The sequence below is a fragment of the Leclercia sp. J807 genome (genome assembly GCF_009734465.1).
GTDB lineage: Bacteria > Pseudomonadota > Gammaproteobacteria > Enterobacterales > Enterobacteriaceae > Enterobacter.
Genome location: NZ_CP046446.1, coordinates 151,264 through 166,213, shown reverse-complemented (window position 1 = coordinate 166,213; position 14,950 = coordinate 151,264). Strand labels below are relative to the sequence as shown.

12 protein-coding genes are annotated in these 14,950 nt (G+C 55.0%); 5 read left to right on the top strand and 7 right to left on the bottom strand.

The genetic code is table 11. The features are described 5' to 3' along the window. Window positions 1–223 precede the first annotated feature (223 nt). The 3 genes from glyS to GNG26_RS00775 form a co-directional block, all read right to left on the bottom strand. Window positions 224–2,293, bottom strand: coding sequence for a glycine--tRNA ligase subunit beta (gene glyS / locus GNG26_RS00785; RefSeq protein ID WP_156237484.1), 2,070 nt, complete (start codon window positions 2,291–2,293; stop codon window positions 224–226). A 9-nt stretch (window positions 2,294–2,302) separates the two neighbouring features. After that, window positions 2,303–3,214: a glycine--tRNA ligase subunit alpha gene (gene glyQ, locus GNG26_RS00780; RefSeq protein ID WP_003860141.1), complete on the bottom strand. Its 912-nt coding sequence runs from the start codon at window positions 3,212–3,214 to the stop codon at window positions 2,303–2,305. Window positions 3,215–3,373: 159 nt separating this feature from the next. Further along, window positions 3,374–3,670 (bottom strand): YsaB family lipoprotein, encoded by a 297-nt coding sequence (locus GNG26_RS00775; RefSeq protein WP_370463904.1) that lies wholly within the window; start codon window positions 3,668–3,670, stop codon window positions 3,374–3,376. Between the two features lie 188 nt (window positions 3,671–3,858). On the opposite strand from GNG26_RS00775, the gene GNG26_RS00770 reads away from it, so the two are divergent. Next, window positions 3,859–4,854, top strand: coding sequence for an acyltransferase (locus tag GNG26_RS00770; RefSeq protein ID WP_156237483.1), 996 nt, complete (start codon window positions 3,859–3,861; stop codon window positions 4,852–4,854). Window positions 4,855–4,935: 81 nt separating this feature from the next. On the opposite strand, the gene yiaA is transcribed toward GNG26_RS00770, so the two are convergent. The 3 genes from yiaA to xylA form a co-directional block, all read right to left on the bottom strand. Next, window positions 4,936–5,370 carry an inner membrane protein YiaA gene (gene yiaA, locus GNG26_RS00765; RefSeq protein WP_103824353.1) on the bottom strand — a complete coding sequence of 145 codons (435 nt, stop codon included), beginning with the start codon at window positions 5,368–5,370 and terminating at the stop codon, window positions 4,936–4,938. A gap of 190 nt (window positions 5,371–5,560) precedes the next feature. After that, window positions 5,561–7,015, bottom strand: coding sequence for a xylulokinase (gene xylB, locus GNG26_RS00760; RefSeq protein ID WP_156237482.1), 1,455 nt, complete (start codon window positions 7,013–7,015; stop codon window positions 5,561–5,563). Window positions 7,016–7,116: 101 nt separating this feature from the next. Beyond that, window positions 7,117–8,439: a xylose isomerase gene (gene xylA / locus GNG26_RS00755; RefSeq protein ID WP_114316199.1), complete on the bottom strand. Its 1,323-nt coding sequence runs from the start codon at window positions 8,437–8,439 to the stop codon at window positions 7,117–7,119. A 370-nt stretch (window positions 8,440–8,809) separates the two neighbouring features. Between xylA and xylF the strand changes: the two genes are divergently transcribed. The 4 genes from xylF to xylR all read left to right on the top strand — a co-directional run bounded on the left by xylF (window position 8,810) and on the right by xylR (window position 13,795). Next, window positions 8,810–9,802 carry a D-xylose ABC transporter substrate-binding protein gene (gene xylF, locus GNG26_RS00750; protein WP_103177768.1) on the top strand — a complete coding sequence of 331 codons (993 nt, stop codon included), beginning with the start codon at window positions 8,810–8,812 and terminating at the stop codon, window positions 9,800–9,802. A 71-nt stretch (window positions 9,803–9,873) separates the two neighbouring features. After that, window positions 9,874–11,415: a xylose ABC transporter ATP-binding protein gene (locus GNG26_RS00745; RefSeq protein WP_156237481.1), complete on the top strand. Its 1,542-nt coding sequence runs from the start codon at window positions 9,874–9,876 to the stop codon at window positions 11,413–11,415. Next, window positions 11,393–12,574, top strand: coding sequence for a xylose ABC transporter permease XylH (xylH, locus tag GNG26_RS00740; RefSeq protein ID WP_156237480.1), 1,182 nt, complete (start codon window positions 11,393–11,395; stop codon window positions 12,572–12,574). The genes GNG26_RS00745 and xylH overlap by 23 nt, the downstream gene beginning before the upstream one ends. Before the next feature lie 42 nt (window positions 12,575–12,616). Then, the gene (gene xylR, locus GNG26_RS00735) at window positions 12,617–13,795 is read left to right on the top strand and encodes a D-xylose utilization transcriptional activator XylR (RefSeq protein WP_103177765.1); all 1,179 of its coding nucleotides are present in this window, start codon (window positions 12,617–12,619) and stop codon (window positions 13,793–13,795) included. 39 nt (window positions 13,796–13,834) lie between these two features. Here the strand turns inward: xylR and GNG26_RS00730 are convergent, their stop codons facing one another. Further along, the gene (locus tag GNG26_RS00730; RefSeq protein ID WP_103824347.1) at window positions 13,835–14,662 is read right to left on the bottom strand and encodes a protein bax; all 828 of its coding nucleotides are present in this window, start codon (window positions 14,660–14,662) and stop codon (window positions 13,835–13,837) included. Window positions 14,663–14,950: the final 288 nt, after the last annotated feature.

The window sequence follows — 14,950 nt, the reverse complement described above, 5'->3', positions numbered from 1 at the left end:
AATCAAAACATCCCCTGCCGACGCGGTGGCGTTTAGCAAGGATCGAAATTCATCAGTCGTGTTTGTTCATTTTTGGGGGGCGCTCCAGAGGGCGAAAAGTAACCGAAGAAAGGATAGCCGGTTTTTGTTCAGGGTTTCAAGGTTAAATTTTCAACGGCATGCCATAAAAAAACCCGCCGAAGCGGGTTTTTTAGCAAGCGTAGCGCCGCCGGGCAAAAGCCTCTTACTGCAGCAGAGAAATATCCGCCACACGCAGGAACAGCTCGCGCAGTTTTTCGAGCATGGTCAGGCGGTTAATACGCAGATCTTTATCCTCTACGTTCACCATCACTTTCTCGAAGAAGGCGTCGATAACGTCGCGCAGTTCAGCCAGTTCCACCAGCGCTTCCTGGTAGCGACCTTCAGCGAAGGCCGGCTCCAGCTTGTCGCGCAGCACCACAACCTGCATCGCAAGAGCGATCTCTTCCGGCTCTTTCAGCGTCGCGGCATTTACGCGCTCGTTCAGCGTCTCATCGGATTTCGCCAGGATGTTGGAGACACGCTTGTTGGCCGCAGCCAGCGCCGATGCCGCTTCCAGGGTACGGAAGTGGGAGACCGCCTTCATACGGGCATCGAAATCGGCCGGACGGGTCGGACGACGCGCCAGCACCGCCTGAATGGTGTCAACGCTGTAGCCTTCGTCCTGATACCAGGCGCGGAAACGGCCCAGCATAAAATCGATCACGTCATCCACTACGTTGGCGTTGGTCAGCTTGTCGCCATACAGACGCACCGCTTCTTCCGTCAGGGTCTGCAGATCGAGGTTCAGGTTCTTCTCAACGATGATACGCAGCACGCCCAGCGCAGCACGACGCAGTGCGAACGGGTCTTTATCCCCTTTCGGATGCTGGCCGATACCGAAGATACCCGCCAGGGTGTCCATCTTGTCGGCAATCGCCACGGCACAGGCTACCGGGTTGGATGGCAGATCGTCACCGGCAAAACGCGGCTGATACTGCTCGTTCAGGGCGACGGCCACATCTTCCGCTTCGCCATCGTGACGCGCATAGTGCATGCCCATCACGCCCTGGGTGTCGGTAAATTCAAACACCATATTGGTCATCAGGTCGCACTTGGAGAGCAGACCTGCGCGGGTAGCGTGGTTAACGTCGGCACCGATTTCACGGGCGATCCAGCCAGCCAGCTCTGCGATACGGTCGGTCTTGTCGCGCAGGGTACCCAGCTGCTGCTGGAACAGCACGGTTTGCAGGCGCGGGAGGTGATCTTCCAGACGTTTTTTACAGTCGGTATTGAAGAAGAACTCGGCATCCGCCAGACGTGGACGAACCACTTTCTCGTTACCGGAGATGATCTGCACCGGATCTTTCGATTCGATGTTCGCCACGAAGATGAAGTTCGGCAGCAGCTTGCCGTCGTTGGCATAGACCGGGAAGTACTTCTGGTCGCCCTTCATGGTGTGAACCAGCGCTTCCGCCGGAACCGCGAGGAACTTCTCTTCGAACTTCGCGGTCAGCACAACCGGCCATTCCACCAGGGAGGTCACCTCTTCCAGCAGGCTGTCGCTCAGATCGGCTTTACCGCCAATCTGGCGGGCCGCTTCTTCCGCGTCCGCTTTAATTTTGGCTTTACGCTGTTCGTAGTCAGCAATGACTTTACCGCGTTCCAGCAGGATTTCAGGGTACTGATCGGCGTTGTCGATGGTGAACTCCGGCTCGCCCATGAAGCGGTGGCCGCGGATCACGCGATCGGACGCGACGCCCAGAATGGTGGCAGGAATAACGGTATCGCCCAGCAGCAGAGTCACGGTGTGAACCGGACGCACGAAGTGCACGTCGCTTGCGCCCCAGCGCATCAGCTTAGGAATTGGCAGCTTCGCCAGCGAGGTGGCAATCATGTTTGGCAGCAGCGCTTCTGCGCTTTCGCCTTTCACGTGGGCGCGATAGAGCAGCCATTCGCCTTTGTCGGTGGTCAGACGCTCGGCCTGGTCAACGGTGATACCGCAACCACGCGCCCAGCCTTCTGCCGCTTTGCTCGGTTTGCCTTCGGCGTCGAACGCCTGGGCAATCGCCGGGCCGCGCTTTTCAACTTCGCGATCGGGCTGAGACGCCGCCAGGTTAGCCACTTTCAGCGCCAGACGACGCGGAGCAGCAAACCACTCAATTTTACCGTGCGCCAGGCCAGCGTTATCCAGCTCAGCAGTCACGTTCGCAGCGAAAGATTCAGCCAGGCTGCGCAGGGCTTTTGGTGGCAGCTCTTCGGTGCCAATTTCCACCAGGAAAGTTTTCTCAGACATGGCCGCCTCTTATTTGTTTCGGTTGCACATCGGGAAGCCAAGGGCTTCACGGGACGCATAGTAAGCTTCTGCAACGGCTTTGGTCAGGGTACGAATACGCAGAATGTAGCGCTGACGTTCAGTCACGGAGATCGCTTTACGGGCGTCCAGCAGGTTGAAGCTGTGGGCGGCCTTCAGAATACGCTCGTAGGCAGGCAGCGGCAGCGGAGTCTCCAGCGCCAGCAGCTGCTGGGCTTCTTTCTCGTACTGCTCGAAGCAGGTGAACAGGAAGTCCACGTCCGCGTATTCAAAGTTATAGGTGGATTGTTCCACTTCGTTCTGATGGAACACGTCGCCGTAGGTGGTTTTACCCAGCGGGCCGTCGCTCCAGACCAGGTCATAAACGCTGTCTACGCCCTGAATATACATGGCCAGACGTTCCAGACCGTAGGTGATTTCACCGGTGATCGGTTTACATTCCAGACCGCCAACCTGCTGGAAGTAGGTGAACTGCGTCACTTCCATTCCGTTCAGCCACACTTCCCAACCCAGACCCCAGGCACCCAGCGTTGGGTTTTCCCAGTTATCTTCCACGAAACGAATGTCATGAATGGTCGGATCCATACCCAGCTCTTTCAGCGACCCGAGATACAGTTCCTGAATGTTGTCTGGCGATGGCTTAATCACCACCTGGAACTGATAGTAATGCTGTAAACGGTTCGGGTTTTCACCGTAGCGACCATCGGTCGGGCGGCGGGATGGCTGTACATAGGCGGTAGCCATCGGCTCTGGCCCCAGTGCACGCAGGCTGGTCATCGGGTGTGAAGTGCCGGCGCCCACTTCCATGTCCAAAGGTTGAACAATGGTGCAGCCCTGGCGAGCCCAGTAATCCTGTAAGGTCAGGATCAGGCCCTGGAAGGTCTTAGTATCAAACTTTTGCATAGTATTTCGTGCTGGATACGTGTGGTTTTAAATGGAAGGGTTCAGTATACCCGCTGAGTGCAAGATATACAGTACGAAACGGGGTTGTTTAGGGAAAATTGGGAAATAAGCATAGCTGACAGCACCCTGCAGGCGCAGCCATCGCATTAAGCGGCTATCTCAACGCATCGAAAGGTGTAAAAAATGGCCATCTGCGTCAAAAGAACAGATGAAACTCTCATTGCGGGCAGTGAAGCCCTGCATCTCATAGCTACCCTGAAACTGCTCAAAGGCGGTGACGTCGATTTTTTGCGCGCCGGTATTGTAGCGCTGGGCCGCCCGATCCTTACACAGCTGTTCCATATCCAGGGAACGCTCCGGGCTGACCTTTTGGGTTTGCGCTTTTTGCGCCGGGGAGGTCTCCTGAGCCGCGCAGCTGGCCAGTAGCGCGGGTAGCAAGAGCCATATCGCACGCATCATCATTTATATTACCGCCCTCTGCTGTGGCTGTTATTTTAAACTCTAAACTTTATAGATTATGGCCCGGCATTCTGCGAATCTCACCGCCCCGGCACAAGCAGGACGATGCAAACTCAGAATTTTCCAACGAGCGTCTGAATCAATATCACAGTCAGACTCTTTTTAATGTGTAAACAGAGGGATGGATGCAGGAAAAAATTAACTGGATCGATAATTTGCGGGGAATCGCCTGTTTGATGGTGGTGATGATCCATACCACCACCTGGTATATCACCAACGCCCCCGCCGTCAGTCTTATAAACTGGGATGTCGCCAACGTGCTCAACTCCGCATCGCGGGTGAGCGTGCCGCTCTTTTTCATGATCTCCGGCTATCTCTTTTTTGGCGAACGCAGCGCGCAACCGCGCCACTTTTTACGCATCGGTCTGTGCCTGCTGTTTTACAGCACCGTGGCGTTCCTCTATATCGTGCTTTTTACCTCGATCAACAGCGAGCTGTCGCTGAAATACCTGCTGCAAAAGCCGGTCTTCTATCACCTGTGGTTTTTCTTCGCCATTATCGTGATTTATCTGCTCTCCCCGCTGGTGCAGGTGAAAAGCACGAGCGGCAAAATGCTGCTGGCGCTGATGGTCGTGATTGGCATTGTGGCGAACCCCAATACGGTCTCGCAAAAAATGGGCGGGTTTGAATGGCTGCCCATCAATCTCTATATCAACGGCGACACCTTCTATTACGTGCTGTACGGCATGCTGGGCCGCGCCCTGGGAATGATGGATACCCGCAAACGTTGGCTAAATGCCCTGTGCGCCGCCCTGTTTATTGCCGCGGTGGCGATAATCTCCCGCGGTACGCTGCATGAGCTGCAGTGGCGCGGCACTTTCGCCGATACCTGGTATCTCTACTGTGGCCCGATGGTCTTTATCTGCGCGGTTTCGTTATTTACTCTGGTGAAAAACACGCTCCATGCGCGCGCCCTGCCGCTGCTGGGGTTAATTTCACGGAACTCGCTGGGGATCTACGGTTTTCACGCGCTGGTGATCCACGCCCTGCGCACGCGAGGTGTGGAGTTAAAGAGCTGGCCGCTTCTGGATATCGTCTGGATCTTCTCCATAACGGTAGCGGTCAGCCTGTTGCTGTCGATGCTGTTACAGCGCGTTGATACGCGCAGGTTTGTGAGCTGAGTGTGCGGCTTGTTTGCCCGGCGGCGCTTCGCTTGCACGGGCCTACAAGGCTGTGCAAACGAAGCGCCACCGGGCGCTTTTTCAGACGATCTCTTTCTGTTCTGCGATCGTATCAGACGAAGTGTGCGCCGCACTGTCCCGCACGTTTTTTTGCACAGCCACCGCACCAAATAAGCTTAAGAAGAACGCAAGACCATAAAAGCCCTTCTCGCTCAGCAACAGAGTGGCATTCCACAAACCCACCACTAAAAGCGCGACGGCGATAATGAATGCCGTCAGGCACGTCATATAGTAGAGCGACGTCGTCGGGATCCCTTCATATTTGTCACGAACGGTTTTCTGATAAGAGGCGGCAGAAAACAAGCCAAGGATAATGACCGCAAAGTAATACCCTTTCTCATTGAGCTGCATATCCGCATTCCATAAACCAACCAGATAGCTAATGATCCCACCAAGAAGGGCAAGCCAGGATACGGCATTAAAAGCAGGGGAGCTATTTGTCACGTCTCTTTCCATTTTCACGTAAACCTCACCAGGGAACTAAACGAGGCATTATGGATGAAGTCTTGCGATCCACTGTAATGAAGGGCGCGGAGAAGTCCGAATTCGGAAAAAAACCATACAAATAAATAATTATTTAGAATCAATCATTTAAAATATAAAAATGGGTAGGCCGGGTTAGGCGAAGCCGCCACCCGGCGCTGTTTCACGACATCAGTGGCAGAAGCTGCTGATAGATTTTGCGGAACACGTCGCGTCGCCCTGCATAGCGGGCATGACGATCGGGGTCCGGAGTGTGCTGCTGTTCCAGCGCCAGCTGTGGCAACAGCGACGCCAGCGGCTTGCCCGGATTCATTGCAATTTGCGCCAGCCGCGCCGCACCCAGCGCAGGCCCGACATCCCCACCGGTACGGTAATCGAGCTGTTGCCCGCTGATATCCGCCAGCATCTGACGCCAGTAAGGGCTACGTGCTCCCCCGCCAATCAGCGTAATGCTGGTCGGTTTGAGTCCGCACTCATGCACCACATCCATCCCATCGGCCAGCGCATAGCCCACCCCTTCCAGCACCGCACGCGCCAGTTCAGCCGGGCCGTGTTGATGGGTTAAGCCAAAGAACACCCCTTTCGCCTGGGGGTTGTTATGCGGCGTGCGCTCGCCGGACAGATAGGGCAGGAACCAGACGGTATCGGCGTTTTCATCCGCCTGCTGCGCGGCATCGAGCAGGGCCGGCACGCTCTCTAATCCTGTCAGTTTTGCCGCCCAGTCCAGGCAAGACGCCGCACTGAGCATTACCGACATCAGATGCCATTTTCCGGGCAGCGCATGGCAGAAACTGTGCACTGCGCTGTCAGGATTACTGCGATAGCCGTCGCTCACGGCGAAGTAAACGCCGGAGGTGCCCAGCGACAGCATCGCCTGCCCGGCATCGGCCATGCCGACGCCAACCGCGCCGGCGGCGTTATCCCCGCCCCCCGCCACGACCGGAACAGCCGGCATATTCCACTGCTGCGCCACCGACGGCAGCAGCGTACCCGTCTGCTCACAGCCTTCAAACAGCGCAGGCATATGGTCGCGGGTGAGATGGCAGGCTTCGAGCATCGTCTCGCTCCAGTCACGCTTTGCCACGTCGAGCCACATAGTGCCAGCGGCATCGGACATATCGCTGGCGTACTCTCCGGTCATGCGCAACCGCAGATAATCTTTCGGCAGCAATACCTTCGCCACCTGGCTAAAAATTTCGGGTTCATGGCGCTGCACCCACAGCAGTTTCGGCGCGGTAAAGCCCGGCATCATCAGGTTGCCGGTGATCTCCCGCGAGGTTGGGACGCGCTCTTCCAGCAGGGCGCACTCTTCACCGCAGCGGCCATCGTTCCATAAAATCGCCGGGCGCAGAACGCGGTTGTCCTTATCCAGCAGCGTGGCGCCATGCATCTGTCCGGCAATGCCCAGCGCTTTTACCTCGCGCAGAGAGTGTTGCTCGCCAAGCGCTTTCAGGGCGCGATCCGTGGCCAGCCACCAGGCTTCAGGATCCTGTTCAGACCAGAGCGGGTGTGGCCGTGAAACGTGCAGTTTTTCTGTTTGCGTTGCCAGCACGTCGCCCTGTTCATTTAACAGAATGGCTTTCACACCCGATGTGCCAAGATCGATCCCGATATACATTGCGGTGACTCCTTTAACAGAAATGCCCGGACGCTTGCAGCGGTTCCGGGCCTGGGCTAACCGTAAGCCGGGCTAGCGTCGCGCTGCCCGGCAATACCCGGTTACTTATCAAACAGATAATGATTCACCAGATTTTCCAGCAATTCCTGATGGCCGCTCTGGTGCTGCGGCGCCAGGTTATGCTGTTCAGCGTACTTCGCCAGTTCGGTCAGTGATAACTGGCCTTTCAAAATTTGCTGACCCAGCTCACTGTTCCAGCCGCCGTAGCGTTTCGCCACGCGCTTATCCAGCTCGCCATCTTCAATCATGCGGGCAGCCACTTTCAATGACAGCGCCATGGTGTCCATCGCCCCGATATGGCCATAGAAGAGATCGTATTTATCGGTGCTCTGACGGCGCACTTTGGCGTCAAAGTTCAGGCCGCCGGTGGTGAACCCACCCGCTTTGATAATTTCGTACATCACCAGCGCGTTTTCTTCCACGCTGACCGGGAACTGGTCGGTATCCCAGCCGAGCTGCGGATCGCCGCGGTTGGCATCTACGGAGCCGAAAATGCCCAGCGCGATAGCGGAGGCGATCTCGTGATGGAACGAGTGACCCGCCAGTGTCGCGTGGTTGGCTTCGATATTCACCTTGATCTCTTTTTCCAGCCCGAACTGCTTCAGGAAGCCGTAGACCGTCGCCACGTCGTAGTCGTACTGATGCTTGGTCGGCTCCTGCGGTTTTGGCTCAATCAGCAGCGTACCCTGGAAGCCGATTTTGTGTTTATGCTCGACCACCATCTGCATGAAGCGGCCAATCTGCTCGCGCTCCTGACGTAAGTCAGTATTGAGCAGCGTTTCGTAGCCTTCACGCCCGCCCCACAGCACATAGTTTTCCCCGCCCAGCTTATGGGTAGCATTCATCGCCGTCACCACCTGCGTGGCCGCCCAGCTGAAGACTTCCGGGTCCGGGTTGGTGGCAGCGCCTGCGCCATAGCGCGGATGAGTAAAGCAGTTGGCGGTGCCCCACAGCAGCTTCACGCCGCTCTGCTGCTGTTTTTCGGCCAGCACATCGACCATCTGCGCAAAGTTATTCAGATACTCTTTCAGCGATGCGCCTTCCGGTGAAACGTCCACATCGTGGAAGCAGTAATAAGGGACATTCAGCTTGTGGAAGAACTCAAAAGCGACATCCGCTTTGCGTTTTGCCAGCTCCAGCGCTTCGCCTGGCTGCTGCCACGGACGATCGAATGAGCCCACGCCAAACATATCGGCACCGTTCCAGCAGAAGGTGTGCCAGTAGCAGGCAGCAAAACGCAGGTGATCTTCCATGCGCTTACCCAGCACCAGCTCGTCCGGGTTGTAATGACGAAACGCTAAAGGATTTGAGGATTTCGGACCTTCATAACGAACGCGATCGAGTTGATCGAAATAAGCTTGCATAGTGAGCTCCATAATCAGGGATACAGCAAAGAGTTGATACTGGAGTAATACTGAATAGGGATCGCAGGTTGCTCAATTACGTTATTTCACACTGCTATTGAGAGAATGCACAAACGTGCGCTGGCTCGCAAAATCAATTTGCAGACAAACAAATTTCACAGCACAAATTCCATAATCACGTGTAATTAAGAGCTTATAGAATTTAAAATTCGATCGCGATCATAAATTCGAAAATAAACCAAATATCATAACGAGAAGATAAAAATCTGTAATTGCCAGCCTGCCATTCCCCGTTAAGAATTTGCTACGTCTCTTGCAATGATTGTTTCTTTTATCTCAGCAACCTAACCCTACAAAAGGCAATACAATTATGAAGATAAAGAACCTGTGCCTCACTCTTTGTGCATCGCTGCTGCTGGCGAGTACGGCGAGTCATGCAAAAGAAGTCAAAATCGGCATGGCGATTGATGACCTCCGTCTGGAGCGCTGGCAAAAAGATCGCGATATTTTTGTCAATAAGGCAGAAGCATTAGGTGCGAAAGTTTTTGTCCAGTCTGCCAATGGCAATGAAGAAACGCAAATGTCGCAAATCGAAAATATGATAAACCGCGGCGTCGATGTGCTGGTTATTATTCCTTATAACGGTCAGGTTTTAAGTAACGTGGTAAAAGAAGCCAAGCGCGAAGGGATTAAAGTGCTGGCCTACGACCGCATGATTAATAATGCGGACATTGATTATTATATTTCCTTCGACAATGAAAAGGTCGGCGAATTACAGGCGCAAAGCCTGGTCGCCAAAGTCCCACAGGGCAATTACTTCCTGATGGGCGGCTCCCCGGTGGATAACAACGCCAAACTCTTCCGCGCCGGACAGATGAAGGTGCTGAAGCCCTATATTGATGAAGGCAAAATCAAGATCGTTGGCGATCAGTGGGCGGACGGCTGGTTACCTGAAAACGCGTTAAAAATTATGGAAAACGCCCTCACCGCCAATAATAACAAAATCGATGCCGTAGTGGCCTCTAACGATGCGACCGCAGGCGGTGCTATTCAGGCACTCAGCGCCCAGGGACTGGCCGGAAAAGTGGCGATCTCCGGGCAGGATGCGGACCTTGCCGGGGTGAAACGTATTGTGGCAGGTACCCAGACCATGACGGTATATAAGCCGATCACTGAGCTTGCCACCACCGCCGCAGAAATTGCCGTTGAGCTCGGCAATGGCCAACAGCCTAAAGCGGATGCCAGCTTAAACAACGGCCTGAAAGATGTGCCTTCCCGACTGCTCACCCCTATCGAAGTCAATAAAGAGAACATTGACGCCACCGTTGTGAAAGACGGTTTCCATAAAAAGAGCGAACTGTAATCCATCATCGCCCCCGGCTTGCGGGGGCACATCGACTTGTACTGTTTTCCTTCGGGTCATGTGGAGCAGTTATGTCTTATTTACTTGAAATGAAAAGTATCACCAAAGCGTTTGGCGCGGTGAAGGCCGTCGACAACGTCAGCCTGCGCTTAAACCCCGGCGAGATCATGTCGTTATGCGGCGAAAATGGCTCGGGCAAATCCACCTTAATGAAGGTTCTGTGTGGCATCTATCCTCACGGCAGCTACGAGGGTGAAATTGTCTTTTCCGGCGAAACGCTGCAGGCCACACATATCCGCGACACCGAGCGCAAAGGGATCGCCATCATTCACCAGGAGCTGGCGCTGGTGAAGCATCTGACCGTGCTGGAGAACATCTTCCTCGGCGCCGAGGTAACCCGCCACGGCTTCCTGGATTACGACACCATGACCTTGCGCTGCGAAAAGCTGCTGGCGCAGGTCAGTCTGACGATCTCCCCCGACACCCGGGTGGGTGATTTAGGTCTGGGACAGCAGCAACTCGTGGAGATCGCCAAGGCCCTGAACAAACAGGTGCGTCTGCTGATCCTCGATGAACCAACAGCATCGCTGACGGAACAGGAAACCGCGGTATTGCTGGACATCATTCGTGACCTGCAAAACCACGGGATTGCCTGCATTTATATCTCCCACAAGCTCAACGAAGTGAAAGCCATTTCGGACACGGTATGCGTAATTCGCGACGGACAGCATATCGGCACCCGGGAAGCGCAGGGGATGAGCGAGGATGACATCATTACCATGATGGTGGGCCGTGAGCTCACCGCGCTCTACCCGAATGAGCCGCACACCCTGGGGGAAGAGGTGCTGCGCGTGGAGCATCTTACCGCCTGGCATCCGGTGAATCGCCATATTAAACGGGTCAATGACGTCTCTTTTTCGCTGCATCGCGGTGAGATCCTGGGGGTGGCCGGGCTGGTTGGCGCCGGGCGCACCGAGGCCGTGCAGTGTCTGTTCGGCGTCTGGCCTGGCCGCTGGGAGGGCAGCATCTTTATTGATGGGCAGCAGGTAGAGATCAAAAACTGTCAGCAGGCCATTGCCCAGGGTATCGCGATGGTGCCGGAAGATCGCAAGAAAGATGGCATCGTACCGGTGATGGCGGTGGGCAAAAATATCACCCTTGCCGCGTTAGATCAGTTCAGCGGCACGCTGAGCAGCCTGGACGACGCCGCGGAACAGCACTGCATTCTTCACTCTTTACAGCAGCTGAAAGTCAAAACCTCCTCCCCGGAACTGGCGATTGGCCGCCTGAGCGGGGGCAATCAGCAGAAGGCGATCCTCGCCCGCTGCCTGTTGCTCAACCCGCGCATCCTGATCCTCGATGAACCCACCCGCGGAATTGATATCGGTGCGAAATATGAAATCTACAAGCTGATCAACCAGCTGGTCCAGCAGGGTATCGCCGTGATTGTGATCTCCTCGGAGCTTCCCGAAGTGCTGGGTCTGAGTGACCGGGTACTGGTGATGCACGAAGGAAAACTGAAAGCCAACCTGATAAACCAGAACCTGACGCAGGAACAGGTGATGGAAGCCGCACTAAGGAGCGAACGCCATGTCGAAAAGCAACCCCACTGAGTTAAAAGCCACGGCACCCGCACCGGGTCTGTTTTCCGGGCTAAAAGCGCTCAATCTGCAGGTGTTTGTCATGATTGCAGCTATCGTGGCGATCATGCTGTTCTTCACCTGGATGACCGACGGCTCCTATCTCAGCGCCCGTAACGTCTCCAACCTGCTGCGTCAGACCGCCATTACCGGCATTCTGGCGGTGGGGATGGTGTTTGTGATTATCTCTGCGGAAATCGACCTCTCCGTGGGCTCAATGATGGGCCTGCTGGGGGGCGTGGCGGCGATTTTCGACGTCTGGCTGGGCTGGCCGCTGCCGCTCACTATCGTGGTCACCCTGCTGCTCGGCTTGCTGCTCGGCACCTGGAACGGCTGGTGGGTGGCCTACCGCAAAGTACCGTCATTTATCGTCACGCTGGCGGGAATGCTGGCCTTCCGCGGCATTCTGATTGGCATCACCAACGGCACCACCGTCTCCCCCACCAGCGCCTCCATGTCGCAGATTGGGCAGAGCTATCTCTCCGGCGGGGTTGGTTTTACCCTCGGCGCGATTGGCCTGATGGCGTTTGTAGCCTGGCAATGGCGCGGCAGAATGCGCCGTCAGGCGTTAGGGTTAGCCACAATGCCCTCCACCTCTGTCGTTGGGCGTCAGGCGCTGACGGCGGTGATCGTGCTGGGGGCAATCTGGCTGCTGAATGACTATCGCGGCGTGCCGACGCCAGTGCTGATACTGGTTCTGTTATTACTGGCAGGCATGTTTATGGCGACCCGCACCGCCTTTGGTCGGCGTATTTATGCCATCGGCGGCAACCTCGAGGCCGCACGTCTGTCAGGTATTAATGTTGAACGCACCAAACTTGCCGTCTTTGCCATTAACGGCCTGATGGTTGCCGTAGCGGGCCTGATCTTAAGCTCGCGTCTGGGTGCGGGCTCGCCGTCTGCCGGGAATATTGCCGAACTCGATGCCATCGCCGCCTGTGTCATCGGCGGAACCAGCCTTGCCGGAGGTGTTGGTAGCGTCGCAGGGGCAGTTATGGGGGCATTTATTATGGCGTCGCTGGATAACGGAATGAGTATGATGGACGTCCCGACATTCTGGCAGTATATCGTCAAGGGTGCCATTTTGTTGCTGGCGGTATGGATGGATTCCGCTACCAAACGGCGCGCCTGAGGATGCCTTTTCATCTGTCACTGATACTGGAAAAATAGCGCCATGTTTGAGAAGCGTCACCGCATTACGTTGTTATTCAATGCCAACAAAGCTTATGACCGTCAGGTCGTCGAGGGCGTTGGGGAATATTTGCAGGCGTCGCAATCCGAGTGGGATATTTTCATCGAAGAAGATTTCCGCACGCGAATCGAAAATATCAAAGACTGGCTGGGCGACGGCGTCATCGCGGATTTTGACGACGCCGTTATCCAGCAACTGCTGGTCGATGTCGATGTGCCCATCGTCGGCGTCGGCGGCTCTTATCACCAGCCGGAACACTACCCTGCCGTTCACTATATCGCCACCGACAATCACGCTCTGGTAGAGAGCGCGTTTCTCCATCTCAAAGAAAAAGGGGTTCACCGCTTCGCCTTTTATGGCCTGCCCACCTCCAGCGGAAAACGTTGGGCGGCGGAACGGGAATACGCATTCTGTCAGCTGGTCGCAAAGGAGAAGTATCGCGGCGTGGTTTATCAGGGGCTGGAAACGGCCCCGGAAAACTGGCAGCACGCGCAGAACCGGCTCGCCGACTGGCTGCAAACCCTGCCACCGCAGACCGGCATTATCGCCGTGACCGATGCCCGCGCCCGGCACGTGCTGCAGGTGTGCGAACATCTGCATATTCCGGTGCCGGAAAAGCTGTGCGTCATCGGGATCGATAATGAAGAGCTCACCCGCTACCTGTCACGCGTGGCGCTGTCGTCCGTGGCGCAGGGAACACGTCAGATGGGCTATCAGGCGGCCAAGCTGCTGCACCGGCTGCTGGATAATGAAAATCTTCCCCTGCAACGTCTGCTGGTGCCACCGGTTCGTGTGGTGGAGCGACGCTCAACGGATTACCGCTCGCTGAACGACCCGGCCGTCATTCAGGCCATGCACTACATTCGTAACCACGCCTGCAAAGGTATCAAAGTGGATCAGGTGCTGGATGCGGTAGGGATTTCGCGTTCAAATCTGGAGAAGCGCTTTAAAGAAGAGGTGGGCGAGACGATCCATGCGGTTATCCATGCAGAGAAACTGGAGAAAGCCCGCAGCCTGCTGATTTCGACCTCGCTCTCCATTAACGAGATTTCGCAGATGTGCGGTTATCCGTCGTTGCAGTATTTCTATTCGGTCTTTAAAAAAGAGTATGACACCACGCCGAAAGAGTATCGCGATCGCTACAGTGAAGTACTGATATAAATAAAAAAGGCCTTCCGGATGGAAGGCCTTTTTTTAAGATTACATATGAGCGGCAATTAAGCGCTGGTTATCCTGGTACATTGCAAACAGATAGTTGTTATAGCGTTGGCCCTGGGTTGAGTAACCTTTCAGCTTGTGGATCATATTGCTCGCCGTCACTTCCTGGTCTGCTTTACGCAGCTGCGCGCGCGACTTACGAAAGGATTTATAGGCCGGATGCGTGTTCAGGTTCACAACATACGCATTCACGGAATCTTTTACCGATTCAAACTGCGAGTAGCCTTTCACTTTGCCCGGCGCATTAGTACAACGACCTTTCGCACATTTCATGCCGAACAGGTTGTTATTGCTACGGGCCAGCTTAGAGGTGCCCCAGCCACTTTCGGCTGCAGCCATCGTTGCGACCATGCTGCCTGGGATGATATCCACACGCTCAAGCAAGGTGTTCCACGGTACACGACGTGTGTTCCCGTTCCAGCTCACTTTATAGTTTTTGGCTATCTCTTTCAGGCGCGCACGCTCGGACGGCGACCAGCGGCTGTCGTACTGCTTGGAAATAAGCCAGTTACGATCCGCCGTAATCGCGGCATTTTGACTTGTGATGTAAGGCATTACCGTCCGGAGAAACGCTTTTTTCCTTGGTGTTCCGGAAGGGTATTTTCGCAAATCAGGAAGTGAACTACTCTTTGCACTATTGCGAGAATACTCTTGTTTACTGCTAACCTTACTACTTGTTGTCGTCTTTATGACGTGGGCTTTCTTACTCGTTGTATCCGTGTGCGTCTTTGCAAGCACCCCACCAGAAAATGCCGTGGTGAGTAACATGAGTATCGCAGCCCCATATCGTCGAATGGGAGTCGATATCATTAGGTCTCCTGGTCGGATAGAAACATTCCAACACCTTATTTTTTTCGAAAATTGAGAGGCGAATCTCAAATCCTAGCAAAAATAGACGAGAAGAGCATCCTTAGAAATAGTCCAAATCCGAAACCCTGTCACCTGGAATCTGCGCGTTTCAGCATCATTTTCGCGAAAACGTGCTCAATATCGCAGTTAAACAGCGTACTTAGCGTGAGATCACTCACCCTCTTTGCTCCTCCCTGCGCGATAGCGCCAGGGGATGAGTTTGCCCACTAAAATAGATGGCAAACTGAG